The sequence below is a fragment of the Pseudomonas trivialis genome (assembly GCF_036864995.1).
GTDB lineage: Bacteria > Pseudomonadota > Gammaproteobacteria > Pseudomonadales > Pseudomonadaceae > Aquipseudomonas > Aquipseudomonas trivialis.
In genome coordinates, this window is the sequence record NZ_CP142151.1 from 451881 (window position 1) to 476250 (window position 24370).

Sequence of the window (24370 nt, forward strand, 5' to 3'; positions counted from 1 at the left end):
CTGCCTGATACACCTCGGCGGCCTTATGGGGGCTGCTGCGCAGCCCAACGCGGGGCAAGCCCGCTCGCCACAACAAGCCCATTAGCCATAACAGCTGCGACAGGTTAATCATTCGCCATCTCCAACTGAATCCTGCCGCTGGAGCAGGCGGTGTCGGCATTGCGGTAGGCGAAATACAGCTTGCTGCGTTGCGCGTCAAAGCGCAGGTGCAGTTCGATGGTATCGCCAGGACGCACCAGTTGCTGGAACTTGAGCACTTCCATGCCGGCAAACCGGGTCGGCACGTCCATCAGTTGTTGGCTCAGGTTGAATGCCCACTCTACCTGCACCACGCCTGGCAATACCGGTGTGACCGGGAAGTGACCGCTGAAATACGCGAGGTCCGGCGGGATGCTCAGTTGCAGGGTCCATTCGCCGTCGGCTTCGACCTGCTCCAGTACGTCGGGCGCTTTGGGCCGGGGCGCCAGTAACAGCGCGTCTATCTCGGCCTGGGGCAGCTTGCCCTGGCTGTTGAGTGGCAGCTGACGCAGCAGGCGCCAACGGCGTGGCAAGGCGAGGGCTTCGCAATGCAGGCTTAAATGCTGGCGCAGAGTTTGAGTCACCGCGCGTCGGCCCTGATTGCGCAGGGCATGCAGGCCCTCGGCGCTCAGTACCACCAGGGCGCCCAGGGAAGCACGGTTTTCCTGGACCACGCCCAAGCGGTTTTCGGTGACCCAGGGGTGAGTCATCAGGGCCTGTTCGAGCATCGGCAGGGAGATGCGTTTTTCTTCCAGCTTGACGATGCGGTCCAGTCGCCCCAGCAGTTCGAAACGGCCATCGGCATGGATGCGTGCGGCGTCGGCGGTGTGTTCGATATGCCCGGCAGGCAAATAAGGCGAGGCGATACGCAGCGCGCCGTCGGCATCCTGGCTCAGCTCAACGCCTGCAAAGGGCTGCCAGGGTTGCGCGCCCTGGCGCCAGGCGATGCCGCCGGTTTCCGAACTGCCGAGGATTTCCGTCGGCCATTGCCCCAGGCGATCATACAGGTTGCCGGCGGCCTCGACAGGCAATGCGCCGCCGGAGGAAAACACCCGCGACACCTGGCTCAGCGCCGGCCAGTCGAGGTTGTCGCCCATGCGCTTGAGCAGTGCGGGGCTGGCGACCCAGGCGAACCGGGGATGTTCGCGGCTGGCGCGCTGCAGGTCTTCGGAAAACGCCAGTTGGGTGCGACCAAAGCTGCGCCCGGCGCACAGCGGCCACAGCACGCGGAACAGCAAGCCGTAAATATGTTGAGTGGCAACGCTGCCGATGATGCAGGCGTCCTTGAGGTCGGCGCCCCACAGGGTTTCCAGCGCGTCGACTTCGTTGGCCAACTGGCGCAGGGTCTTGTCGATGCGCTTGGGTTCACCGCTGGAGCCGGAGGTGCACAGGCTCAGTTGGCAGGCGTCGAGGTCGAGGGCGGCGCCGGGCAGGGGCGCCTGGTACAACGCGTCGAGGTCCGAAGCCTGGGTCAGCCAGGCATCAACGGATGCGTCCCAGCGTTGGCGCGTGTGCGGTTGCAGGTCGGCGGGCAGCAGCACGCTCACGCCGGCGCGCCAGGCGCCCAGCAGGGCAATCGCCAGTACGCCGGCGTCTTCCAGGTGCACCGCCAGGCGGCGGATACCGCGCGCCTGCAGGCCCGCCGCCAGGCTCAGGGCGTGCGTCCACAGTTGGGCATGGTGCATCGCAGGCTCGGTGGTGACCAGGCGCTGCTCCAGCGGCTCAAGCAGCAGGTGCTCAAGTTTCAAACCTTTCATACGCGGCCTCGAACCCTTTGTCGTATCAGCCATTCCACGGCAAACAACAGCCCCATCAGCCCGTAGGCGATGAGGCCGTTGTACAACGTCCACCAGCTCAGCGGCGCCCACAGTGTGAGGGCAGCGGCGAGCAGGCCATTACACAGAAAAAACACGCTCCACACCACGGTGACCTGGCGCGTGTACGCAACCACTTTGGGCGCCAGCACAGGCTCGGTGATGCGCGCTATGCGCTCGACCATCGGCGGGCCGTATTTAAGGCTCAGGCCGAACAGCGCCAGCATGAACGCGCTGACCAGGCTTGGGTACCAACGTAGCAGGTAGGGATTGTCGAACCACGCCAGCAACAGGCAGAACAGGATCACCGCCACCGCCATCCAGCGGCTGCCGGGACGTGGCGCACCGGTAAAGGCGCGCAACAGCCACAGGCTGCCCAGCAGCAGGCCGAACTGCCACTGGGCAAAGTGCTCGGTGCCGTAGTACACCGCAAACGGGTACAGCAGCCCCGCCAGCAACAGGCCAAGGCCGATCAACCGGCTCATGCGGCGGGCTGGACCAGGCGGTATACCGCCTCAACCACGTCGTTGACGGTGCGCACCGCCTTGAATTCCTCGGCGGCGATCTTCTTGCCGGTCTGGCGCTTGATATGGTCGATCAGGTCCACGGCATCGATGCTGTCGATTTCCAGGTCCTGATACAGGTTGGCGTCGAGGGTGACGCGCTCCGGCGGCAGTTCAAACAGTTCCACCAGGGCATCGCGCAGGGTGTTGAAAATATCGTCACGAGTTTGCATGGTCCGGTCTCAAGCTGCCTGTCTGGCTGTGACGAACGCCGCAAGGCAGGCCACATTGGTGAAGTGGTTACGGGTGTCCTTGGCGTCGGCATCGATCTTGATGCCGTACTTTTTCTGGATTGCCAGGCCCAGTTCCAGGGCGTCGACCGAATCCAGGCCCAGGCCTTCGCCGAACAGGGTCTGTTCGCTGCCAATGTCGTCGACGCTGATGTCTTCCAGGCCCAGGGCCTCGATGATCAGCATCTTTATGTCGCGCTCAAGGCGTTGTTGGTCGCTCATCTTCGGCGAGCTCCTTAATGAAATAGTGGTGCAGGTAATCGTTGAGCTTGCGCGAGGCCTGAGGCGCGGGCCCCAGTGAGGCGAACGCCTGTGGTTCTATATCGGCACCCACGCGCAAACTGAAGTGAAATCGACGTTTGGGAATGCGATACCAGGGTTCGGCCTTGGTCAGGGTGGTGGGGCTGACCTTGATCACCACGGGCGTGATGACCGATGCGCCCCGCAGCGCGATGGCGGCGGCGCCGCGATGAAAGGCCGGCGCAGCGCCGGGCGTGGTGCGGGTGCCTTCGGGGAAAATGATCAGGGTTTGCCCGGCGCGCAGGGCGTCGGCGGCGGCATCGAGCATGTCGGCGCTGCCGTCGTTGCTGAGGTAGCCGGCATCGCGCACCGGGCTGCGGGTGAACGGGTTTTGAAACAGGCTGCGTTTGATCACGCAGTTGGTCTGGCGCATCAGGCCGATCAGGAACACCACATCGATCAGCGAAGGGTGGTTGGCGACGATCATCTGGCCGGGGCGTCCGAGTTTTTCCGCGCCTTCGACGCTGTAGGTCAGCACACCGGCGCGCTGCATCAGGCGAATGAAAAACCAGAACAGCCGGCTGATGGTGTGGCGGGCGCGGCGCTGGTGCTTTGCCGCGCCGCCGGGCAGGCAACTGAGCAGCGGAAATACCAGCAGGCGCAGGCACAGGCCGCCCAGGCCGAACAGGAAAAAGCTCGCGGCGGTGGCGAACAGGCGCCAGTAGTAGGCGTCTCGGGGTTTGTCGGTCACAGCTTGCGTTGCCAATTCCATACTCGGTTCTTCCAGGCATGTTGGCAGGCGCCCTGTTCGGTGAGCAGGGTGCGCAGCAGGTTCAGCGCGTGGGGCCACTGGGCGGCGGTCGAGGGTTGGACAGTGCTGCCGGTGAGTTCCAGCTGCCACTCGTCGCCCGGGGTCAGCAGCAGGCCGAGGGCATAGGGGAACGGTACGTCGTGGATCCAGCCGGTGTAGGCGGCGGGCGGCTGTTCTTCGGTGATCACCAGCAACACCGCCGGCGCGCCTTCGTTGAGCAGTGCGGCGGCTTCGAGCACGCCGTGTTCCAGACCGTCGCCGGCGGCGGCCAGGGCGGTCATTTCGCTGGTCTCATTGCGCAGGATCGACCACAGCCCCACCACCGCGTTGTGCACCGACAGGCTGAACTGGGTGGGTGACAGGGGTTCGTCATTGGCCAGGTCGCTGAGGATGTCGAGGGTGCGCGGGGTTTCGCCATGCCGGGAAATAAACACCAGCGGCAGGTCCTGCAGGCCCTCTGCCAGCGGCCAACCCACGCTGAATGCCATGCGCGCCAGGCGGCTGAGGCGCCGGCGCTGCATGGCCGGTAAAAATGACACGTCAGGGCAAGCTTCGCTGGTGGGCAGCAACACCGGGGCCCGGCACCAGGCGTGCCAGTCGTCCGCGCTGTCGAGGCCGGGAGCCCAGGCGCGCCATTGGGCGATGCTGAAGTTGATCACTGAGAAGTTATCCCGCCCCTGCGGGCTTCCATGTGCCACCGATGCCCCGGTTTTCCGGGACAGCGCAGGGCCGAATGGCGCGCATTATCCCGGTGCTGCGGGGTTCTAGCAAACATTGGTAAATAATTGTTCACGGTTGATTGAATTTTGCCTGAGAAGGGTTACGGATTGTGCTTGACCGCCGACTGAATGGGATCGTCGGACCTTTCCTAATTTGGGCGTATGGAGCTGGCTTGCACTGCATTGATCAGCGAGGTAGCTAACAGGCGCTTTTGCCCTCTACACTCGGGCATTCATTGATACCCGGAGGTTTCCCCATGCGGCGTGTGGTGTTCAATCAAAAAGGCGGGGTCGGCAAGTCCAGCATCGCCTGCAACCTGGCGGCGGTCAGCGCCAGCGAAGGCTATCGAACCCTGTTGGTGGACCTCGATGCACAAGCCAACTCCACCCAGTACCTCACCGGGCTGACCGGCAACGATATCCCCATGGGAATCGCCGATTTTTTCAAGCAAACGCTGTCTTCCGGGCCGTTTTCCAAGAAGAATAAGGTGGATATCTACGAAACGCCGTTCGACAACCTGCATGTGATTACCGCAACGCCGGAGCTGGCCGACCTGCAACCCAAGCTCGAGGCCAAGCACAAGATCAACAAACTGCGAAAGTTGCTGGACGAACTGAGTGAAGATTACGACCGGATCTACCTCGACACGCCGCCGGCCCTGAACTTTTATGCGGTATCGGCGCTGATTGCCGCCGATCGTGTGCTGATCCCCTTCGACTGTGACAATTTTTCGCGTCAGGCCCTCTACGGCCTGCTGGCGGAAATCGAAGAATTGAAGGAAGACCACAACGAAAGCCTCGAAGTGGAAGGCATCGTGGTCAACCAGTTCCAGGCCCGGGCGAGCCTGCCGCAGCAAATGCTGGACGAGTTGATCGCCGAAGGGCTGCCGGTGTTGCCCGTGTACTTGGCCAGCTCGGTGCGCATGCGCGAGTCGCACCAGGAGAGCAAACCGCTGATTCACCTGGACCCACGGCACAAGCTGACGCAGCAGTTTGTGCAGTTGCATAACTTGCTCGAGAGCACTTGAGGCAAGGTTCAGACACAACGCAAAAAACTGTGGGAGGGGGCTTGCTCCCGATGACGGTGGGTCAGTAACAGACGTGTTGACTGACCCGCCGCCATCGGGAGCAAGCCCCTCCCACATTGGCCTGCGCCGGTTTCAAGGGCGGGTTTACACCCCTTGGCTTCGCAACCAGCTCATCAAATGCGGCAATGGAAACGCTCCACTCTGGCGCGCCACTTCCCGGCCATTCCTGAACAGGATCAAACTCGGAATCGACCGAATCCCCAACTGCGCCGACAACTGCTGGTTTGCTTCACTGTCCAGCTTGGTCAGCCGGCATTTGCCCTCGAGCTGCCCGGCAGCCTGCTCGAACACCGGCGCAAACGATTTGCACGGCCCACACCAGTCGGCCCACACATCCACCAGCAAAGGCAAGTCGCCCTTGATCTGGCTGGCGTAATCGCCCTGTTTCAGCTCAAACGGCTTTTTCAGCAACACCGGCTGTTTGCAGCGCCCGCATTTTGGGGCATCGCTCAGGCGTTCACCGGGGATGCGGTTGAGGCTATTGCAATGAGGGCAGGGGATTACAAGCGGTTCGGACATGGTGGGCTCCTTGAGTGTGGCCAATCCTTCTATTTGGCGTCAGGCGTGGACTTTATCAAGCTCGGCTGCGGTGAAGCATATGCTCACAGAATCGTCCGTGTTGATCCTCGCTGGCCTATCTAGGCTAGGAATGCTTGTTCGAAACAGCACCATTGGTCCGTTTGACGTTATCGCAAATTGCGATAGTTTGCGTTCGGGCTTAGTCTCCATAGCAAGATGCGATAGGGATGTTGCATGCGAGTGATCAGCGAGAAAAGGATCTGGGAAGCAAAGGAACAGTGGCCACGTTCAGCAACAGCTTTGGATCAGTGGTATCGGGTTATGAAGCGAAACCACCCCAAGGACTTTGCAGCAATGAAGACCATGTTTCCCGCCACTGACAAGGTCGGCGATTTTCATGTGTTTGATATTGGGGGCAACAAGCTGAGATTGATTGCTTGTGTGGACTATCGGGTGCAACGCGTTTACATCAAGCACCTGCTTGATCATCGCGATTATGAGAAAGATAAATGGAAGGAAAAAATCAGATGAGTGCGCTTATGCGGGTCGCTGCCGACCACTGGCAATTTGTCTCACCCGTGCTGCGAAAGCCGGAAAACGAGGCGGACTACGACGCTCTGGTGTGCGGATTGGACGAGTTATTGAGTCTGATCGGCGAGGATGGGGACAGTCCTCTGATGAGCCTGGTGGACATCCTCAGCGATTGGATCGAGGCCTACGATCAAGAGCATCGTCCTATGCCTGTGGCCAGTGGCGTCGATGTTCTGCGCTACATGATGCGCGAGCACAACCTCACCCAGAGCGACTTGCCGGGTGTTGGCGCCCAATCAGTGGTCTCTGAAGTACTGAGCGGCAAACGCCAGCTCAACCTGCGGCAGATCCGCTGGCTGGCGGATCGTTTTGGCGTGTCGGTGGAAACTTTTATCTAGACGCGCCTTTGAACACATACACGCAGGTGTCGTCCACCACCCCTGCGTTATCGACCCGCGCATTGGACAGCACCGCCTCGCATTCGAACCCGCATCGCTCTGCCACCTTGATGCTGCGGGTATTGCGGCGGGCGGTGGTGAGGTCGATTCGTTTGGCGTTGAAGAACTCAACGGCAAGGTCGCGCACCAGGGCGCACGCTTCGCTGGCGTAGCCTTTGCCCATGCTGTCGGTGCCGATCCAGTAGCCGATTTCCAGGTGCGGAATGCGCAGGTCGCGGATAAACAGGCTGATGCAGCCGACCAGCGCGTCGCAGCTGTTGTCGATAATCAGGAACTTGTATTCGTTCTGATCGGCGCTGAAGTTATCCACAGCCGTTTGCAGGTTGGCGCGGGCATCTTCCAGGCTGTTGCGGCCTTTTGCCCACACCAGAAAGTCGGTGTGGGGTTGGGTGAAGTCCTGGATCAGCCGGTGCATCTGTTCTGCTTTGTCGATTGTCGGCGCGGCAAGCTGTAAATGGGGGCTGCGTAACAGTGCTGCTGGTATGTCGGAAAACCTCACGATCCGTCTCCTTACGACGAACAACTAATCTCCAAATGCTTGCCCCAATCGGGCGGGCGCTGTGCGTACTGCTCCATCCCCGCCTGTTCTTCAAAAGGTTTGGTCAGCACCTCATGCAATCGCTGAACCTCGCTGTAATCCCCTGCCTCGGCAGCGGCGATGGCGTTTTGTGCCAAATAGTTGCGAAGGATATACAGCGGGTTGACCGCGTGCATCCGCGCGCGGCGCTGTTCTTCGCTGTATGCCCCGTCCCGCGCAACGCGGGCCTTGTACAGGTCGGCCCAGGTATCAAAGCCGGCCATATCGACAAAATCATCGCGCAACCGCGCCACGGCCAGTGCTGCGGACTCATCGCCCAAACGGCGGAAGAACAACGTGTAGTCCACGCCACTGTTCTGCATCAGCGCGAGCAGCCGCTCCACCAGTTTATGGTCATCTTCTTCGGCGGTGGTCAGTCCCAGTCGGCGGCGCATCAGGTCCAGGTAGTGGGTCTGGTACAGCGGCAGGTACAGGCCCAGCGCCTCTTTCAAGGCATCCACGCTGATAAATGGCGTGAGTGCCTGGGCCAGTGCGCTGAGGTTCCATTGGCCGATGGGCACCTGATTGCTGAAGGAGTAGCGCCCTTCGTGATCGGAGTGGTTGCAGATGAAGTGCGCATCAAAGTCATCGAGGAACGCGAACGGGCCAAAGTCGAAGGTGATGCCGAGGATCGACATGTTGTCGGTGTTCATCACGCCATGGCAGAAGCCGTAGGCCTGCCACTTGGCGATCATCTCGGCGTTGCGTTCGACGATTTCGCGGAACATGGCCAGGTACGGCTCGGGCTGCTCGCGGCATTCGGGGTAGTGCAGGTTGAGCACATGTTCGGCCAGTTCGGCCTGTTGCTCGTGCTTTTTGGTGTAGTAGAAGTATTCGAAATGGCCGAAGCGGATATGGCTCGGTGCCAGGCGCAGGACCATCGCGCCGCGTTCCTGTTTTTCGCGCCAGACCGGCGTGCTGGAGCCGATCACGCACAGCGCGCGGCTGCTGGGGATGCCCAGGGCATGCAGGGCTTCGGAGGCGAGGAACTCGCGAATCGAGGAGCGCAGCACGGCGCGACCATCGCCCATGCGCGAGTAAGGCGTCATGCCGGCGCCCTTCAGGTGCAGGTCCCAGTGTTCGCCCGCCGCGTTATATACCTCGCCCAGCAGCAAACCGCGCCCATCACCCAATTGCGGGCTGTAGCCGCCGAACTGATGCCCGGAATAGACCATCGCCCGCGGCTCTGCTGCTTCCCACAATTTATGGCCGCTGAACAGTTCGGCGAATACCGGCGTTTGGGCCACGGCCGGGTCGAGGTCGAGCAATGCCATGGCGGCATCGCTCGCCACCACAAGGCGCGGTTCGTCGAGGGGGTCTGGCAGCACGTGGGTTGAGAATGCATCGCCCAGGCGTGCGAAGCGGTTGTCGAAGGTCAGTTCGTCGAGGGCTTTCACCGGCCATCTCCAGCAGAATGTCCGAGCATTCTGCTGGGGAAGGGCGGTTTAGTCGAGTTTGCTCGGCGGCGGTTCCGGTGCGTCCACCACGTTGGCGGCAGGCGGCTCGGGTACTTCAGGCTCTGGAACCGGGCACACGAGAGTCTTTCGCTCGTCTTCGGCCGGCACCAGTTTGTATTCCTGACCGTGCATGTTTTTCAGGTACACCTCCATCTGGCGGAACGAGATGTTGATGTGCTGCTTTTTGAATTCGCTGTTGATGTAGCGGTTGACCTCGTCCAGCACCGGGTTGCGGTCGCCCAGGTCGCGCACGCGCATGCGCAGCTCGTGGTCGAGGGTGCTTTCGCCGAAGTTGAGGAAGTACACATGGGGTTCCGGGTCTTTCAACACCCGTGGGTTTTCCCGCGCGGCCTTGAGCAGCAATTCCTTCACCAGGTCCAGATCGGAGCCGTAGTCCACGCCCAGCTTCAAGGTGACGCGGGTGATGGTGTCGGTCAGCGACCAGTTGATCAGTTGCCCGGTGATGAAGGTTTTGTTCGGGACGATGATGTCCTTGCGGTCGAAGTCGGTGATGGTGGTGGCGCGGATGCGGATCTTGCTCACCGTGCCCGACAGGTTGCCGATGGTGATGGTGTCGCCAATGCGCACCGGACGCTCGAACAGGATCATGATGCCGGAGATGAAGTTGGCGAAGATTTCCTGCATCCCGAAACCGATACCCAGTGACAGCGCCGCGACCAGCCACTGCAACTTGTCCCAGCTCACGCCGAGGGTGGCGAGGGTGGACACAATACCGAAGCCGGCAATCACGTAGGACAGCAAGGTGGTGATGGCGTAGGCGCTGCCCTGGGCCAGCTCCAGCTTGGACAGCACCAGCACTTCCAGCAGACCTGGCAGGTTGCGCGCCAGGGCGAAGGTGATGCCGACGATGATCAGCGCGCCGAGCAGGTCGCCGATGCTGATGGGCACCATGCTGATGTTGGCGCCGGTGCCGCTGGTGTATTCGTAGAGCGTGACGTTGTCGAGGTAGGAAAATACCGAGATCAGGTCCGACCACACCCAGTACAGCGCGGCGATAAAGCCACCCAGTAGGGCCAGGCGGATCAGTCGCAAGGACTGTTCGTTGACCTTCTCGATGTCCAGGGTCGGCTCTTCAACCACCGCTTCGCCTTCACCGGCTTCCTTGGCGGCCTGGCGTTTGGCCAGGGCCCGCGCGTAGGCCAGGCGCCGCGCGGCAACGCTGAGCCAGCGCACGAACGTGGCTTCGATCACCAGCCACAGCATCAGCAGGTACAGGGTGTTGATCAGGCGGTCGCTGAGCTTGAGCGCGGTGTAGTAGTAACCGAAGCACACCGCGACAAACAGCGCGACGGGCAGGGCGGTAAACAGAATGCCCGCGACCTTGCGAAACAGAGAGGCTTTTTCGTGGGTCGGGCTATTGAGCAATAGACGGCTCAGCAGCCAGGCCATCAAGGCGTAGCAGGTGAGCACCACGCCGATGCCCAGCACGTCGTCGGCCAGCGCCGCCGGTTGGTGTTCGGCAATCGCCACCACCGCCACCAGCGCCAGCACCACCAGCCCGAGCTTGCGTACCCAGCCTTGCAGGAATTGAACCTGGGGTTTCTCCCAGCGAAAGTGCAGTTCGGCCACGCCGCCCGGCGCGAGGATGCGATAGGCGGTGTAGAACACCAGCCACGCCTGGGCGAGTTGCAGCAGGGCCGAGCCGAGGTTGGCGTTTTGCCCGCGGGCGTCGATCTGCAGCGCATAGCCGCACAGCGCCAGGCCCAGGGACACCGGCATCGCCAGCAGGATATTGATCAGGATGGCCTGCGGCGTGTGCCACTGGCTGTCGCGCTTGAAGTGGCCGATGTCCAGGTGGACCCGGTTCAAGCGGTGGTACAGCGCCTTGCGCCGCCACAACAGCGCGCCGATCAACAGCAGCAAGGGCAGAAACAGCAGCGGGCGTTGGGTCAGGCCATCGTACAGTTCGCTGACGCTGGAGGCCCACGGCAGCGTGGTGACCTGCTTGCTCAGGTGCGCCGGCACGGTTTCCAGCCACTCGGCGTCCAGCGGCTTGTTGCTGGGGATCCAGAACATCTGCTCATCGAGGGTGGCGCGCAGAGTGGTGGCGGTACTCAGCAGTTGTTTCTGGTTCAGCTGCAGGGTGATGGATTCGTTGAGCAGGGCGCTCAGCTCGCGGCTCAGGCGTTCGAGCAGGTCGCTGCGGGTGACCGCCAGTTCCAGCAGGGTGCGCCGCAGTTGCGGGGTGACATCGTCCGGCGGCTGGTTGGCCAGCAGGTTATCCACATAGGCAGTGGGCGAACTGATCAGCTCGCGCTGCTGGTTGACCTCGAACTGGTACAGACGAATGTTGGCGATGTCGTCGGCCAGGTCGCGGTCCACGGTGAGGTGGGGCAGGGCCTGCTTCTGTTTATAGAGGATCTTGGAGAGCAGCAGGCTGCCCTTGAGCACATTGATCTGCTCGTCCAGCGCCGAATCGCTTTGGGTGACGGTGTCCAGTTGCTGCTTGGTCTGCAGGTTTTTCTGGGTCAGGTCGTTGAGGCGGTCGGTACTTTTGAGCAGGTAGTCGGAGAGCTTCAGGTTCTCGGCGCTTTCGGTCGCGAGGATGCTGCTGCCACCGGCTTTCTGCGCTTCGATGGACTGTTGGGTCACCGTCTGCTGCGACTGGGCCAGGCGTTTCTGGTTGATCAGGGTTTGCAGGTCCTGGATTTCCTGCTCCAGGCGTGCGGTTTTTTCCTGGATCAGGTCGTGCTGGCTGTTGCCCAGGTCCTGCAGTTGGCTGTTGCCGGCCAGTTCCTGGCGGCGCAGGGGAATCAGCGCATTCAGCGCGGCGAGTTCGGCGTTCAGTTGGTTGCGCTGGTCGGCGTTGATCGCCTTGCCGTTATCCTTGCCGGTTTTGAGGATCGAGTTGATCTGCAGGATGCGCGTCTGGCTGCTGCTGATTTCGGTCTGGGCGCGTTCCGGGCGGGTCTGGGCGGCGATGGTCAGGCTGTTGGCGTCGGCCAGCGCCTTTTGCAGATCGCCTTGCTGCGTGGTGCGTTGCACCAGCAGTTGCTCCAGCTGCGACACGGGCTGGTTGGCGTAGCGTTGGGCCACGGGGATCGGTTTGGTGGCCTTGAGGCGCGCCAGCTCGCGCTGGTTGTCGATGGTCTCGCGTGGCGCTTCGGCCAGCTGGCGCTTGAGGTCGGCGAGGCGTTGCTCGTAATCCTGCTGGTTGCCCAGGTAGGTCAGGGTCTGTTGCAGGATGCCCTGCAACGCCTTCATGTCGGCGTCGGGCAGCTTGCGGTCGGGCAGCTTGTCCAGGGTTTGCTGGATGGCGTCGGCGCTGGGCGGTTCGGCAGCGTTGACGGTGCCGACACAAAGGGTCAGGCCCAGCAGGGCGGAGGCGAGAAAAGTGCGCAGGGTTGGCATAGAGACCGGTCGTGCTAGGTGAAGAATCGGGGGGCGTCGTGGCCCCGCAGTTTAGAGGAAGAGTCCGGGACCCGGGCGACTTCCTTCGGGGAATTTGACGCCGACTTTTCCGATTCTGTTCCCGTCCATGGCCGCGACTGTCCACAGGGTGTTGTTCCACTCCACCTGGTCGCCCACCACCGGCGCGCCGCCGACCTTTTGCGTGATGAAGCGGCTGAGCGGCATGTCCGGGTCGATGCCGTCGAGCTTGAGCCCGTACAGCGCCGAGACCGCGCCCAGCTGGGCGTCGCCTTCGAGGACGAAGTCGCCGAAGAAGCGCAGGTCGAGACCTCGTTGCGGTGCCTGGCTGAACAGCTTGCCGAGGGCCGGCAGGTTGTGCTCATGGCCGATCACGCAGAGCAGATCACCGACTTCCAGCACCGTACTACCCGACGGATGGAGCAGTTGCTGGCCTCGGAACAGCGCGGCAATCCGCGTGCCCTCGGGCATTTTCAGCTCGCGCAGGGCCGCGCCGATGCACCATTTTTCCGCGCCCAGGCGGTAGACGAACAGCTCCCACTCGCTGGTGACGTGTACTTCCAGGGCGGCACGGGAGATAGGCGCAGGGTCTGGCGGAACGGTGACTTTGAGCAGCTTGGCCACCCACGGCAGGCTGGTGCCCTGCACCAGCAGCGACACCAGCACGATAAAGAACGCCAGGTTGAAATACAGCTGCGCATGGGGCAGGCCGGCCATCAGCGGGAACACCGCGAGGATGATCGGCACCGCGCCACGCAGGCCGACCCAGGCGATAAAGGCTTTTTCGCGGCCGTGGAAGGCCTTGAACGGCAGCAGGCCGACCATCACTGACAGCGGCCGCGCAAACAGGATCATCCACAGTGCCAGGCCGAGGGCGGGCAGGGCGATCGGCAGCAGGTCGTGGGGGGTGACCAGCAGGCCCAGCACCAGGAACATGCCGATCTGCGCCAGCCAGGCCATGCCGTCGAGCATATGCAAAATGCCATGACGGCTGCGCACCGGCCGGTTGCCGATCACCAGGCCGCACAGGTAGACGGCGAGGAAGCCGCTGCCGTGCAGGGCGTTGGTCAGGGCGAACACGAACAGGCCGCCGGCGATTACCAGGATCGGGTACAGGGCCGCCGCCAGGTTGATGCGGTTGACCATCTGCAGCATCAGCCAGCCGCCGCCCAGGCCGATGATGCCGCCGATGCCGAACTCGCGCACCAAGTGTGTCAGCAGGCTCCAGTGCAGGCCGGTCTGGCCGCTGGCGAGCATGTCGATCAGGGTGACGGTGAGAAACACCGCCATTGGGTCGTTGCTGCCGGATTCGATTTCCAGGCTGGCGGTGACCCGCTCGTTCAGGCCCTTGCCGCCCAGCAGCGAAAACACCGCGGCGGCGTCAGTGGAGCCGACAATCGCGCCGATCAACAGGCCTTGAATGATATTGAGGTCGAACAGCCAGGCCGCCGCCATGCCGGTAAGGCCCGTGGTGATCAGCACCCCCACCGTGGCCAGCGACAATGCCGGCCACAGCGCCACGCGAAAACTCGCCACCCGCGTGCGCAGGCCACCGTCGAGCAGGATCACGGCGAGGGCGAGGTTGCCCACCAGGTAGGCGGTCGGGTAGTTATCGAAGATGATGCCGCCGCCGTCGACGCCGGCGACCATGCCCACGGCCAGGATGATCACCAGGATCGGGATGCCCAGGCGGGACGAAAGAGAACTCACCAGAATGCTCGCACTCACCAGCAACGCGCCGATCAAGAACAGGCTGTTGATGGTTGTCGCATTCAAAGGCAGTTACTCCGTGAGCAAAAAGGACAAGGCGCAAACTGACCATGCAGTCTGCGTGCCAGGGATTCTAACCTGTTGAATTGCTGCGCTGTCAAAAAGCTTTTTCTGATTCGCACCGATCAAATGTAGTAGGGACTTGCGCTCGATAGCGGTGTGTCGGTATCAAATCTACCGACTAACTATTTCAGGAAACCCATATCCCTGTGGCGAGCAGGCTTGCCCTGCGTTGGGGTGCGAAGCGCCCCCAATTAAGGAAAGCACGGTGTACCTGATATTGCTCATAGTCTGGGTTTGGGGCTGCTGCGCAGCCCAACGCGGGGCAAGCCCGCTCGCCACCGTTCGAAGACCATGAGGGTCCCACATTTTTGAGCCGGTGCAGTGAGTCAGAGGCGGAAGCGGCCGACCATGCCGTTCAAATCCACCGCCAGGCGCGACAGCTCGCTGCTTGCCGCGCTGGTCTGGCTGGCGCCGGTCGCCGATTGCACCGACAGGTCACGGATATTCACCAGGTTGCGGTCCACTTCCCGCGCCACCTGCGCCTGTTCTTCGGCGGCGCTGGCGATCACCAGGTTGCGCTCGTTGATTTCCACAATCGCCGTGTTGATGGTATCGAGCGACAGCCCTGCTCCCTTGGCGATGCTCAAGGTCGATTCGGCGCGTTCGGTGCTGTTGCGCATCGAATCCACCGCGTGCTCGGTGCCGGACTGAATACTGCCGATCATGCGTTCGATTTCGCTGGTCGATTGCTGGGTGCGGTGGGCCAGCGCCCGCACTTCGTCGGCCACCACGGCAAAGCCACGCCCGGCTTCGCCGGCACGCGCCGCTTCAATCGCCGCGTTCAGCGCCAGCAGGTTGGTCTGGTCGGCCAGGCCACGGATCACGTCGAGCACCTTGCCGATATCGCGCGATTCATTGGCCAGCTCGCCGATCAATGTGGCGGTGGCTTGCACATCACCGCTCATGCGCTCGATGGCGCTGACGGTTTCCTGTACCAGATCACGGCCGTCACCGGCGGAGGCCGTGGCGTTGCGCGACGCTTCGGAGGTGCTGACGGCATTGCGCGCGACTTCCTCCACGGCGCTGGTCATCTCGTTGACGGCGGTGGCGGCCTGTTCGATTTCGTTGTTCTGCCGGGTCAGGCCACGGGCGCTTTCGTCGGTCACGACATTCAGCTCCTCGGCTGCCGACGCAAGCTGGGTGGCGGAGCCGGAAATGCGTTGCAGCGTGTCGCGCAGTTTTTCCTGCATCTTGGCCATGGCCGCCAGCAGGCGACCGGCTTCGTCGTTGCCGTCGACCTTGATTGGACGTGTGAGGTTGCCCTCGGCGATTTCTTCGGCGGCATCCAGGGCCTGGGAGATCGGCGAGGTGATGCTGCGGGTCAGCAGCCAGGCGAACAACACGGTCATCAGGGTGGTGATCGCCAGCAGGCCCACCACCAGATTGAAGGCCGAGCTGTACTGGTCCGTGGCCTCCTGATTGGTGGCCAGGGCCATCTTGTTGTTGAGGTCGAGCAAGCGCGCCAATACCGCGTTGACCTGCTCGGAGTTGCTCAGCAGCTCGGTGTTGAGCAGCACGCGCAGCTCATCGGTCTGGTTGGCCCGGGACAGGCTCTTCATGCGTTCTTCGATCTGGCGGTATTGGCCTAGCAAGCGCACGTATTCGTCGTAGGCGGCGCGTTCTTCCTGGCCTTCGATCAGCTTTTCGTAAATGCCCTGGGCCGAGCGGATCTGCTGGTTACGCAGTTCGAAGGCTTCCAGGGTTTTCTGCTGCACGTCGGGCTCGCGGTTGGTCAGCAGGCGGTATGACAGCACCCGCAGGCGCAGGGTCAATTGGGTGAAATCATCCAGGGCGCGAATGCTGGGCACGCTGGCCAGGGTGATGTCTTCGGTGGCCGCGCGGATCTTGCTCATCTGGTTCAGGGCGAACACGCCGAGAAACAACATGAGTGCACCAATCAGCGCAAAGCCCAAAAAGGCGCGCGGCGCGATATTCATATTACGAAGAGACATGCTGGAGTCCTGGGGTGAAGCGCGATCCATGCGGCCATGAGACGGGGTGTGCATGCGCTATCGGCTCAGTGGCCGAAGTCTGAAGCGGGCGTGCGCTTTTGTCGCAGTTGGTCAGGGCGTTGACCGATTCAGGAACCAGATGGGGTAATTGCAGTCACTAAGGCTCGAAAGCGTGGCCCGGCCCCGGAATATCGGGCTGCGCGCCGGGGGATAACCCTGGCATCCGAGGTGAATTTTCTTTATCGTCACCGCCCTTTTAAAAGCTCGAGAAATCAAAATGTTAGAAGCGTCCCTCAGCCAACTGGAACAACTGGTCAGCGACCTGGTACAGCACAATCAAGACCTGCTGAGCAGCAACGAATCCCTCAAGGCTGAACTTGCCAGCGCCAGGGATGAAAACGACAGCCTGCAACTGAGCCTGATGGAGCAGGAAGAAAAGCACGGCGCGACCGCCGCGCGCATCCAGGCACTCGTTGAGCGTGTAAGCGCAGGGCCTGTCAGCGCATGAACGATGGGATAAAGGTCGTTTCGATTCTCGGTGAGGATTACTCGATCAAGGCGCCGGCCGGGGAAGACCAGACCCTGTTGCACGCCGTGACGATGCTCAAGGCATCCCTGGCCACCACCAAGAAAAAGTACCCGACCCTGATCGGTGACAAATTATTGGTACTGGCCGCGCTCAATCTGTGCGCCGAGCAGATCGAGATGCAGCAGCGTCACCAGCAGGAACTCGACCGTTACCAAGAGCAAGTCAGCGCCACGGTCGAGGTGATTTCCAAGGCGATCCAGTCCTAGAACCACTCATCCTGCATCCCCAGGCACGTGTCGTCGCGCGCCTCCAGAATGTCCAGTTCGTGATGGCAGCCCGGTACTTCCCAGGTCAGGAAATACCGGGCGGCCTGGAGCTTGCCTTTATAGAAGGCGGCGTCCGCGGCATTGCCTTTGGCCAGCCCTTCCTCGGCGCGAATCGCCTGTTCCAGCCAGCGCCAGCCGATCACCGTGTGTCCGAACACTTTCAGGTACAGCGCCGAGTTCGCCAGGCTGCTGTTGACCTTGCCCTGAGCGAGGTCGGTGAGCAGGCCGAGCGTTACACCTTGCAGACGGGTGACCAACTGTTCCAGCGGTTCACGCAGCGCGGTCAGTGACGGGTGTTCCTGGGCCTGTGCGCCCGTCTGGGCGATCAATCGAATCAGCTGCTTGAGGCCTGCGCCGCCATTCTGCGCGAGCTTGCGCCCCAGCAAGTCCAGCGACTGAATGCCGTGGGTGCCCTCGTGGATCGGGTTCAGGCGGTTGTCGCGGTAGTACTGCTCCACCGGGTATTCGCGGGTATAACCGTGGCCGCCGAGGATCTGGATCGCCAGTTCGTTGGCCTTGAGGCAGAACTCCGACGGCCAGGATTTGACGATGGGGGTGAGCAGGTCCAGCAGTTCATGGGCCTGCTTGCGCTCGGTGTCGGTGGCCAGCGTGGTGGTGTCATCGAACAGCCGCGCAGCGTACAGGCCCAGGTCGAAGGCGCCTTCGACGTAGGCTTTCTGGGTGAGCAGCATGCGCTTGATATCGGCGTGCTGGATGATCGACACCGGCGCGGTGCCCGGGTCCTTGCTGTCCGGCAGACGACCTTGCGGGCGTTCGCGCGCGTAGTTCAGGGAATACAGATAACCGGCGTAACCGAGCATCACGGCGCCCATGCCCACGCCAATCCGCGCTTCGTTCATCATCTGAAACATACAGCTGAGGCCCTGGTGCGGTTTGCCCACCAGATAACCGACGCAGTTACCGTTATCGCCGAAGTTGAGCGCGGTTGATGTAGTGCCGCGCCAGCCCATCTTGTGAAACAGCCCGGCCAGCAGCACATCGTTGCGCTCGCCCAGGCTGCCGTCGTCGTTGACCAGGAATTTGGGCACGATAAACAGCGAAATGCCCTTCACCCCGGCCGGCGCATCCGGCAGCTTGGCCAGCACCATGTGCACGATGTTTTCCGACAGCGGGTGGTCGCCGCCGGAGATGAAGATCTTGTTGCCCTTGAGGCGGTAGCTGCCGTCAGCCGCAGGCTCGGCGCGCGTACGAATATCCGACAGGGACGAACCGGCGTGGGGTTCGGTGAGGGCCATGGTGCCGAAGAAACGCCCGTCGATCATTGGCTGCAGGAAGCGCTGCTTCTGCTCCTCAGTGCCGAAACTCTCAATCAGGTTGGCGGCGCCCATGGTCAGGAACGGGTAGGACGTGGACGCAGCGTTGGCCGACTGGAAATGCGCGAAACACGCTTGCGACAGCAGGGTGGGCAGTTGCATGCCGCCCGCTTCGAAACTGCGTGCTGCGTTGAGAAAGCCGGCTTCGAGGAACGCATCCACTGCCGGTTTCACTTCCGGAATCAGGATGGCTTTGCCGTCTTCGTAGCGCGGTTCGTTTTCATCGTTTTTGCGGTTGTGCGGCGCGAAGTACTTTTCGGCGATGGAGCGCGCGGTGCTGATGGCCGCGTCGAAGGTTTCGCGGTTGTGCTCGGCAAACCGCTCGCGCTGGGTCAGGCCCTCGGCATCGAGGACTTCATACAGCTCGAAAGCCAGATTGCGGGAACTGAGCAGCGTCTCGGACATGGCGGCTTACCTATGTGGGAATAGGCCGAGTCTAAGTGCGTAAATAGAGACTGGATAGCAAGATTGATTTGGGTGATAGAGGGGCAGAACGCCACAGGGTAGTTGAGATCACTCCAGCTCTCGTCAATTATCGAAACAACTTCTGATTTTTGAGGATTAACATTTCACGTTCAGGTATTGAGCGTCAATGAGCTTTCGAGGCGAGCGAATTTTGTGGCGAGCAGGCTTATACCGTATTGGCTGTGTAACCCGCACTTGAATTGGCTCGCCAACAAACCGGCATTTTCCTGCGGTGATAGTTCCCTGCCCCCTGCAACTGTAGGGTGTCAGCGGTGCATGCAGAACTTTATTCTTTGCTATCGTGCGACGGTAAATACTAACGATCTTTGCACGCTAAATCAGACGATAGTGGCAGATAACTCAAGCCATTGCGTGCGGTCGGTCTCACTCAGGCCGAGCCAGCATGAGGCTTCTAATTTTTATGGGGTAAGCGAATGCGTAAATTGACATCTGATGAAATTGAAAAAGTCACAGGAGCGGTTGGGCCGTGGGGGGCCGCTGCAGGAGCTGTAGCGGGAGGGCTGGCATATGTAGGAAGCCAGGCTGGTGCCGGCCAGTCTGCGAATTTGAGTGGTGCTATTGCGGCAATGACAACGGGTGCAGTCGCAGGTTTTTATACGCCGACCACGACAGCCCAGTCTTTAGGCGTTGCTATGAGCAGCCTTTACGCAGGGCTAGCTGGAGGGTATGTCACTAGATTTACTGGTCCAAACAGCGCCGCCTGATATTGGCAGGTGAGTGACCCTTCGCGGTCATGGCGCGAGCTGAAACTTTTATTAATTACCTGATGTTTCGTATTGGCTTGAGAGGCTTTATGGATGGTTTTTCATTTGAAGAGTTCTTTAATGTTTTTTGTTGGGGCCTAGTTGTAGTGGGAGCCGCACGGTTGCTGATTATAGGTTTTGAGAAAATCAAGCGGCACACAATTCCTCAGGCAATAAGGGCAGTCATTCTAATTCCCGTTGCACTGTCCATAGCATTTTATTGTGCAGCTAATTTTCCTTTGCCAATTTAGATTTAAATATGAAGCGAGACCCAATGTGGGAGGGGGCTTGCTCCCGATGGCGGCGTGTCAGTCTCATAAGGGTGACTGACACGCTGCCATCGGGAGCAAGCCCCTCGCACATTTTTACCGCATTTCGTCAGTTAGCCGATGGTCATCAGGCTGGCGTTGCCGCCTGCCGCGGCGGTGTTCACGCTCAACGCGCGCTCGATGACCAGGCGTTCCAGGGCAATCGACGTTTCGCCCTGTGACAAACCATGCACTCCGACAATCGCCCCGCCACGCTGCGCCACTTGCTGGCAGACCGCGCGCAGTTGGTCGGAGTCGCCATGGTGCAGGACCGCGTCGAACACCACCTCGTCTTTGGTCCAGTCGGCCACGCGCTTGATCTTGGCCTGAACCTCCTTCGGCAGGCGTGGGAACAAGGCCTTGGTCAGGTCGGTTTCCGGCCATACCGCCGAGCCGCCTACTGCCAATACCGCCGCCAGTTGGGTCAACAGGTCGCCTTCTATTTGCGCCAGGCACAACACGTGCTCGCGGGGCAGGATGGCGTAGCTGTTGCGTTCGCCGGTCGGGCCGGCCAGTTGGCGGGTGATACCGCTTTGCGATTGCGCGGCGAACTGGGTGCACAGGGCGCTCAGTTCGTTGAAGGTGTGGCTGTCGGCCCAGGTTTTCAGGGCGTTCAGTGGCTGGCTCATGGCATCGCGCAGGCGTACGTCCGGGGCGACCAGATTGTCGCAACGTACGAAGGACTGCTCGATGGCATCCGTAGGACGGGTCGACAGCAGGCGGTACAGGTACAGCGGTCCACCGGCTTTCGGACCAGTGCCCGACAAGCCTTCGCCGCCGAACGGCTGCACGCCGACCACGGCACCCACAATGTTGCGGTTGACGTAGACGTTACCGGCATTGACGTTGTCGATCACCTTGGCGATGGTCTCGTCGATGCGGGTGTGCACGCCCAGGGTCAGGCCATAGCCGGACGCATTGATCTGGCCGATGAGTTGGTCGATCTCCTTGCGTTTGTAGCGCACCACGTGCAGCACCGGGCCGAAGATCTCCCGTTGCAGCTCGTCGAAGCTTTCCAGCTCGATCAGGGTAGGCATCACGAAGGTGCCGCGCTTGATCTCTTCGCCGTCGGCAATCGCCACCTGATACACGTTGCGGCCTTTGTCGCGCATGGCCTGGATGTGTTTCTCGATGCCGGCCTTGGCTTCGGCGTCGATCACCGGGCCGATGTCCACCGACAGGCGTTCCGGGTTGCCCAGGCGGCATTCAGCCATGGCGCCCTTGAGCATTTCGATGACACGGTCTGCCGAATCTTCCTGCAGGCAAAGCACACGCAGGGCCGAGCAACGCTGGCCGGCGCTGTCGAAGGCCGAGGACACCACGTCGATCACCACTTGTTCGGTGAGCGCCGAAGAGTCAACGATCATCGCGTTCTGGCCGCCGGTTTCGGCGATCAGCGGGATCGGGCGGCCCTGGGCATCGAGGCGACCGGCGACATTGCGTTGCAGCAGACGCGCGACCTCGGTGGAACCGGTGAACATCACGCCTTTGACGCGCTCATCGCCCACCAGACGGGCACCCACGCTTTCACCCTGGCCCGGCAGCAGTTGCAGCACGCCTTCGGGTATGCCGGCTTCGAGCAGGATGCGCACAGCTTGGGCGGCGACCAGCGGCGTCTGCTCGGCTGGCTTGGCCAATACCGGGTTGCCGGCGGCCAGTGCGGCAGCGACTTGACCGCTGAAGATCGCCAGCGGGAAGTTCCACGGGCTGATGCACACCACCGGGCCGAGGGGGCGATGGGCGTCGTTGGTAAAATCGTTGCGCGCCTGCACCGCGTAATAACGCAGGAAGTCCACGGCTTCGCGCACTTCGGCGATGGCATTGGCGAAGGTCTTGCCGGCTTCGCGGGCCAGCAGCCCCATCAGCGGCTGGATTTCGCCTTCCATCAGGTCGGCGGCGCGTTCCAGGATGGCGGCACGTTCGGCGGGCGGGGTGGCCTGCCAGATCGGGCCGGCGCTGATGGCGCACTGGATTGCATTGTCGACGTCTTCGACCGTGGCTTCCTGCACATGGCCGACGATGTCACGCAGGTCGGACGGGTTGAGAACCGGCGCCGCCGCCTGATCGCTGGAGGCGCAACCGAGCATCGGTGCGGCTTTCCAGTCGTTGTGGGCGGTGGCGAGCAGGGCGCAGGACAGCGACGCCAACCGGTGTTCGTTGGCCAGGTCGATACCGGCCGAGTTGGCGCGATCGCTGCCGTACAGGTCGCGCGGCAACGGGATACGCGGGTGCGGCAGGCCGAAGCCGCCTTCCAGCGTGGCCATTTGCTCGATGCTGGCCACTGGGTCGGCCACCAGCTCCTGAATGGAGATGGACTGGTCGGCAATCCGGTTGACGAATGAGGTGTTGGCGCCGTTTTCCAGCAGGCGGCGCACCAGGTAGGCCAGCAACGTTTCGTGGGTGCCGACCGGGGCGTACACGCGGCACGGACGGTTCAGCTTGCCCTCGGATACCTTGCCCACCACTTGCTCGTACAAAGGCTCGCCCATGCCGTGCAGGCACTGGAACTCGTACTGGCCGGGGTAATAGTTCTGACCGGCGATATGGTAGATGGCCGACAGGGTGTGGGCGTTGTGCGTGGCGAACTGCGGGTAGATGGCTTCCGGCACCGACAGCAGTTTGCGGGCGCAGGCAATGTAGGACACGTCGGTGTACACCTTGCGGGTATATACCGGGTAGCCTTCGAGGCCTTCGACCTGGGCGCGCTTGATCTCGCTGTCCCAGTACGCACCTTTGACCAGGCGGATCATCAGGCGATGGCGGCTGCGGCGCGCCAGGTCGATGACGTAGTCGATCACGTACGGGCAACGCTTCTGATAGGCCTGGATCACAAAGCCGATGCCGTTCCAGCCGGTCAGTTGCGGCTCGAAGCACAGGCGTTCGAGCAGGTCCAGGGACAGCTCCAGGCGGTCGGCTTCTTCGGCGTCGATGTTCAGGCCGATGTCGTAGTGCTTGGCCAGCAGCGTCAGCGAGAGCAGGCGCGGGTACAACTCGTCCATCACGCGCTCGTACTGCGCACGGCTGTAGCGCGGGTGCAGGGCGGAGAGCTTGATGGAGATGCCCGGGCCTTCATAAATCCCACGGCCGTGGGACGCTTTGCCGATGGAGTGAATGGCCTGTTCGTACGACGCGAGGTACTTCTGCGCATCGTGTTCGGTGAGTGCGGCTTCACCGAGCATGTCGTAGGAATAGCGGAAGCCCTTGGCTTCGAACTTGCTGGCATTGGCCAGTGCTTCGGCGATGGTTTCGCCGGTGACGAACTGTTCGCCCATCAGGCGCATGGCCATGTCGACGCCCTTACGGATCATCGGCTCACCGCTCTTGCCGATGATACGGCTCAGGGACGAGGTCAAGCCTGCCTCGTTATGGGTGGCGACCAGCTTGCCGGTCAGCAGCAAACCCCAGGTGGCGGCATTGACGAACAGCGACGGGCTGTTGCCCAGGTGCGGGTGCCAGTTGCCGGTGCTGATCTTGTCGCGGATCAGCGCGTCGCGGGTGCCCTTGTCCGGGATGCGCAACAGCGCTTCGGCCAGGCACATCAGCGCCACGCCTTCCTGGGACGACAGGGAAAACTCCTGCAGCAGTCCCTGAACAATCCCGGCACGGCCGCCGGCGCTTTTCTGATTGCGCAGCTTCTCGGCAATCGAAGCAGCCAGCTTGTTGGTGGCTTCGGCCATCGATGCCGGCAGGCGTGCCTGTTCGATCAGCATCGGCACCACTTCCGGCTCCGGGCGGCGGTAAGCGGCGGTGATCGAGGCGCGCAGCACGGACTGTGGCAGGATGCTTTCGGCGAACTCGAGGAAGCACTGGTGCGCGTGGTCGGCCTGGACCTCGCCCGCTTCATCGGCTTCCTTACTGCTCAAACCGTTGAGTTCGGTCAGGGTTGCACCACCCTCCAGTTTCTCCAGGTAATTGAAAATCGCCTGCTTGATCAGCCAGTGCGGCGTGCGATCAATGGAGGTCGCGGCGGCCTTGAGGCGTTCGCGGGTCGGGTCGTCGAGTTTGACCCCAAGGGTGGTCGTAGCCATTTTCTTATCCTCATGGGTGCCACTAACCGAGTGGCATCTGCTGGCGGCAAGATTAGCGCTAGCACAGGCGAAGGTGCAACCGGGTGCAACCCTTTTTCTCCATGAAACATTTGACGTTTCATCTGAAATAGTCAGGGCATGGTCGCGCGTGTTTCGTGCTGGTGCATTTTGCTTCTGAGATGTGCATTGTTTGCTCCGAAAAGGAGCAAAAAACCGGTTTTAAAGCTCAAACACACCAAGGTGCAACTTATTCTCAAGAAACTGGTTGCACCTTATTTGCTTTGTTGAATAGCATTCGCGGCCAAGGTGCAACCACCTTAGAGGTTCGGTTCATCGGCTGGCGGCTTTCCTGGGGAAACGCCAGTCATAAATGCGCGGCACGCAGGTTCGTCTATCCGCTACACAGCGGGTAGCGT

19 protein-coding genes and 1 pseudogene are annotated in these 24370 nt (G+C 61.6%); 5 read left to right on the forward strand and 15 right to left on the reverse strand.

Translation table 11 applies throughout. From position 1 onward, the window contains the following. Positions 1-104 precede the first annotated feature (104 nt). From VRB54_RS01935 to VRB54_RS01960, 6 genes are read right to left on the reverse strand one after another with little or no spacing between them, the layout of a single operon-like run. Positions 105-1775, reverse strand: a complete 1671-nt coding sequence (locus VRB54_RS01935; protein WP_338479320.1) for an AMP-binding protein — start codon at positions 1773-1775, stop codon at positions 105-107. Further along, positions 1772-2317, reverse strand: a complete 546-nt coding sequence (locus tag VRB54_RS01940) for a hypothetical protein (RefSeq protein WP_338479321.1) — start codon at positions 2315-2317, stop codon at positions 1772-1774. The genes VRB54_RS01935 and VRB54_RS01940 overlap by 4 nt, the downstream gene beginning before the upstream one ends. Then, on the reverse strand, positions 2314-2568 hold the full coding sequence (locus VRB54_RS01945) for an acyl carrier protein (RefSeq protein WP_003187949.1): 255 nt from the start codon (positions 2566-2568) through the stop codon (positions 2314-2316). Before VRB54_RS01945 ends, VRB54_RS01940 begins: the two co-directional genes overlap by 4 nt. A gap of 9 nt (positions 2569-2577) precedes the next feature. Further along, the gene (locus VRB54_RS01950; RefSeq protein WP_057008480.1) at positions 2578-2847 is read right to left on the reverse strand and encodes a phosphopantetheine-binding protein; all 270 of its coding nucleotides are present in this window, start codon (positions 2845-2847) and stop codon (positions 2578-2580) included. Next, on the reverse strand, positions 2825-3637 hold the full coding sequence (locus VRB54_RS01955) for a lysophospholipid acyltransferase family protein (protein ID WP_338479322.1): 813 nt from the start codon (positions 3635-3637) through the stop codon (positions 2825-2827). The genes VRB54_RS01950 and VRB54_RS01955 overlap by 23 nt, the downstream gene beginning before the upstream one ends. Next, positions 3613-4335, reverse strand: coding sequence for a beta-ketoacyl synthase chain length factor (locus tag VRB54_RS01960; protein WP_338479323.1), 723 nt, complete (start codon positions 4333-4335; stop codon positions 3613-3615). The genes VRB54_RS01955 and VRB54_RS01960 overlap by 25 nt, the downstream gene beginning before the upstream one ends. A gap of 317 nt (positions 4336-4652) precedes the next feature. Here VRB54_RS01960 and VRB54_RS01965 point away from each other — a divergent pair, with 317 nt between their 5' ends. Beyond that, complete coding sequence (locus VRB54_RS01965) at positions 4653-5423, forward strand: ParA family protein (protein WP_338479324.1); 771 nt, start codon at positions 4653-4655, stop codon at positions 5421-5423. A gap of 144 nt (positions 5424-5567) precedes the next feature. Here the strand turns inward: VRB54_RS01965 and trxC are convergent, their stop codons facing one another. Continuing rightward, entirely contained in the window at positions 5568-6002 is a 435-nt protein-coding gene (trxC, locus tag VRB54_RS01970) for a thioredoxin TrxC (protein ID WP_338479325.1), read from the reverse strand. Positions 6003-6236: 234 nt separating this feature from the next. Here trxC and VRB54_RS01975 point away from each other — a divergent pair, with 234 nt between their 5' ends. Both VRB54_RS01975 and VRB54_RS01980 read left to right on the forward strand, forming a co-directional pair. Then, positions 6237-6533, forward strand: a complete 297-nt coding sequence (locus VRB54_RS01975) for a type II toxin-antitoxin system HigB family toxin (protein ID WP_338479326.1) — start codon at positions 6237-6239, stop codon at positions 6531-6533. After that, on the forward strand, positions 6530-6931 hold the full coding sequence (locus VRB54_RS01980; protein ID WP_209987689.1) for a helix-turn-helix domain-containing protein: 402 nt from the start codon (positions 6530-6532) through the stop codon (positions 6929-6931). Before VRB54_RS01975 ends, VRB54_RS01980 begins: the two co-directional genes overlap by 4 nt. On the opposite strand, the gene VRB54_RS01985 is transcribed toward VRB54_RS01980, so the two are convergent. The 6 genes and pseudogenes from VRB54_RS01985 to VRB54_RS24440 form a co-directional block, all read right to left on the reverse strand. After that, positions 6924-7406 carry a GNAT family N-acetyltransferase gene (locus VRB54_RS01985; RefSeq protein WP_338479327.1) on the reverse strand — a complete coding sequence of 161 codons (483 nt, stop codon included), beginning with the start codon at positions 7404-7406 and terminating at the stop codon, positions 6924-6926. The genes VRB54_RS01980 and VRB54_RS01985 overlap by 8 nt on opposite strands. Before the next feature lie 95 nt (positions 7407-7501). Then, positions 7502-8965 carry a protein adenylyltransferase SelO gene (selO, locus tag VRB54_RS01990; protein WP_338479328.1) on the reverse strand — a complete coding sequence of 488 codons (1464 nt, stop codon included), beginning with the start codon at positions 8963-8965 and terminating at the stop codon, positions 7502-7504. Positions 8966-9013: 48 nt separating this feature from the next. Next, entirely contained in the window at positions 9014-12397 is a 3384-nt protein-coding gene (mscK, locus tag VRB54_RS01995; protein WP_338479329.1) for a mechanosensitive channel MscK, read from the reverse strand. 51 nt (positions 12398-12448) lie between these two features. Further along, on the reverse strand, positions 12449-14191 hold the full coding sequence (locus VRB54_RS02000) for a potassium/proton antiporter (RefSeq protein ID WP_209987700.1): 1743 nt from the start codon (positions 14189-14191) through the stop codon (positions 12449-12451). Between the two features lie 383 nt (positions 14192-14574). After that, positions 14575-15447, reverse strand: a complete 873-nt coding sequence (locus VRB54_RS24435; protein ID WP_422396091.1) for a methyl-accepting chemotaxis protein — start codon at positions 15445-15447, stop codon at positions 14575-14577. Further along, a pseudogene (locus tag VRB54_RS24440) lies at positions 15430-16254 on the reverse strand (MCP four helix bundle domain-containing protein); the annotation flags it as partial. The pseudogene VRB54_RS24440 and the gene VRB54_RS24435, both read right to left, overlap by 18 nt. 223 nt (positions 16255-16477) lie before the next feature. Here VRB54_RS24440 and VRB54_RS02010 point away from each other — a divergent pair. Further along, positions 16478-16708 (forward strand): hypothetical protein, encoded by a 231-nt coding sequence (locus tag VRB54_RS02010; protein WP_338479331.1) that lies wholly within the window; start codon positions 16478-16480, stop codon positions 16706-16708. Further along, the gene (locus tag VRB54_RS02015; RefSeq protein ID WP_057008469.1) at positions 16705-16995 is read left to right on the forward strand and encodes a cell division protein ZapA; all 291 of its coding nucleotides are present in this window, start codon (positions 16705-16707) and stop codon (positions 16993-16995) included. The genes VRB54_RS02010 and VRB54_RS02015 overlap by 4 nt, the downstream gene beginning before the upstream one ends. Here the strand turns inward: VRB54_RS02015 and VRB54_RS02020 are convergent. Both VRB54_RS02020 and putA read right to left on the reverse strand, forming a co-directional pair. Next, positions 16992-18794, reverse strand: coding sequence for an acyl-CoA dehydrogenase (locus VRB54_RS02020; protein WP_338479333.1), 1803 nt, complete (start codon positions 18792-18794; stop codon positions 16992-16994). The two genes, VRB54_RS02015 and VRB54_RS02020, sit on opposite strands and share 4 nt — an antisense overlap. A gap of 1206 nt (positions 18795-20000) precedes the next feature. Then, positions 20001-23954: a trifunctional transcriptional regulator/proline dehydrogenase/L-glutamate gamma-semialdehyde dehydrogenase gene (putA, locus tag VRB54_RS02025; protein ID WP_338479334.1), complete on the reverse strand. Its 3954-nt coding sequence runs from the start codon at positions 23952-23954 to the stop codon at positions 20001-20003. Positions 23955-24370: the final 416 nt, after the last annotated feature.

Coding starts and splice junctions, on each gene's coding strand:
- VRB54_RS01935 (WP_338479320.1), bottom strand. CDS start 1,775: ATGAAAGGTTTGAAACTTGAGCACCTGCTGCTTGAGCCGCTGGAGCAG.
- VRB54_RS01940 (WP_338479321.1), bottom strand. CDS start 2,317: ATGAGCCGGTTGATCGGCCTTGGCCTGTTGCTGGCGGGGCTGCTGTAC.
- VRB54_RS01945 (WP_003187949.1), bottom strand. CDS start 2,568: ATGCAAACTCGTGACGATATTTTCAACACCCTGCGCGATGCCCTGGTG.
- VRB54_RS01950 (WP_057008480.1), bottom strand. CDS start 2,847: ATGAGCGACCAACAACGCCTTGAGCGCGACATAAAGATGCTGATCATC.
- VRB54_RS01955 (WP_338479322.1), bottom strand. CDS start 3,637: ATGGAATTGGCAACGCAAGCTGTGACCGACAAACCCCGAGACGCCTAC.
- VRB54_RS01965 (WP_338479324.1), top strand. CDS start 4,653: ATGCGGCGTGTGGTGTTCAATCAAAAAGGCGGGGTCGGCAAGTCCAGC.
- trxC (WP_338479325.1), bottom strand. CDS start 6,002: ATGTCCGAACCGCTTGTAATCCCCTGCCCTCATTGCAATAGCCTCAAC.
- VRB54_RS01975 (WP_338479326.1), top strand. CDS start 6,237: ATGCGAGTGATCAGCGAGAAAAGGATCTGGGAAGCAAAGGAACAGTGG.
- VRB54_RS01980 (WP_209987689.1), top strand. CDS start 6,530: ATGAGTGCGCTTATGCGGGTCGCTGCCGACCACTGGCAATTTGTCTCA.
- VRB54_RS01985 (WP_338479327.1), bottom strand. CDS start 7,406: ATGCACCGGCTGATCCAGGACTTCACCCAACCCCACACCGACTTTCTG.
- mscK (WP_338479329.1), bottom strand. CDS start 12,397: ATGCCAACCCTGCGCACTTTTCTCGCCTCCGCCCTGCTGGGCCTGACC.
- VRB54_RS24435 (WP_422396091.1), bottom strand. CDS start 15,447: ATGGCCAAGATGCAGGAAAAACTGCGCGACACGCTGCAACGCATTTCC.
- VRB54_RS02010 (WP_338479331.1), top strand. CDS start 16,478: ATGTTAGAAGCGTCCCTCAGCCAACTGGAACAACTGGTCAGCGACCTG.
- VRB54_RS02015 (WP_057008469.1), top strand. CDS start 16,705: ATGAACGATGGGATAAAGGTCGTTTCGATTCTCGGTGAGGATTACTCG.
- VRB54_RS02020 (WP_338479333.1), bottom strand. CDS start 18,794: ATGTCCGAGACGCTGCTCAGTTCCCGCAATCTGGCTTTCGAGCTGTAT.
- putA (WP_338479334.1), bottom strand. CDS start 23,954: ATGGCTACGACCACCCTTGGGGTCAAACTCGACGACCCGACCCGCGAA.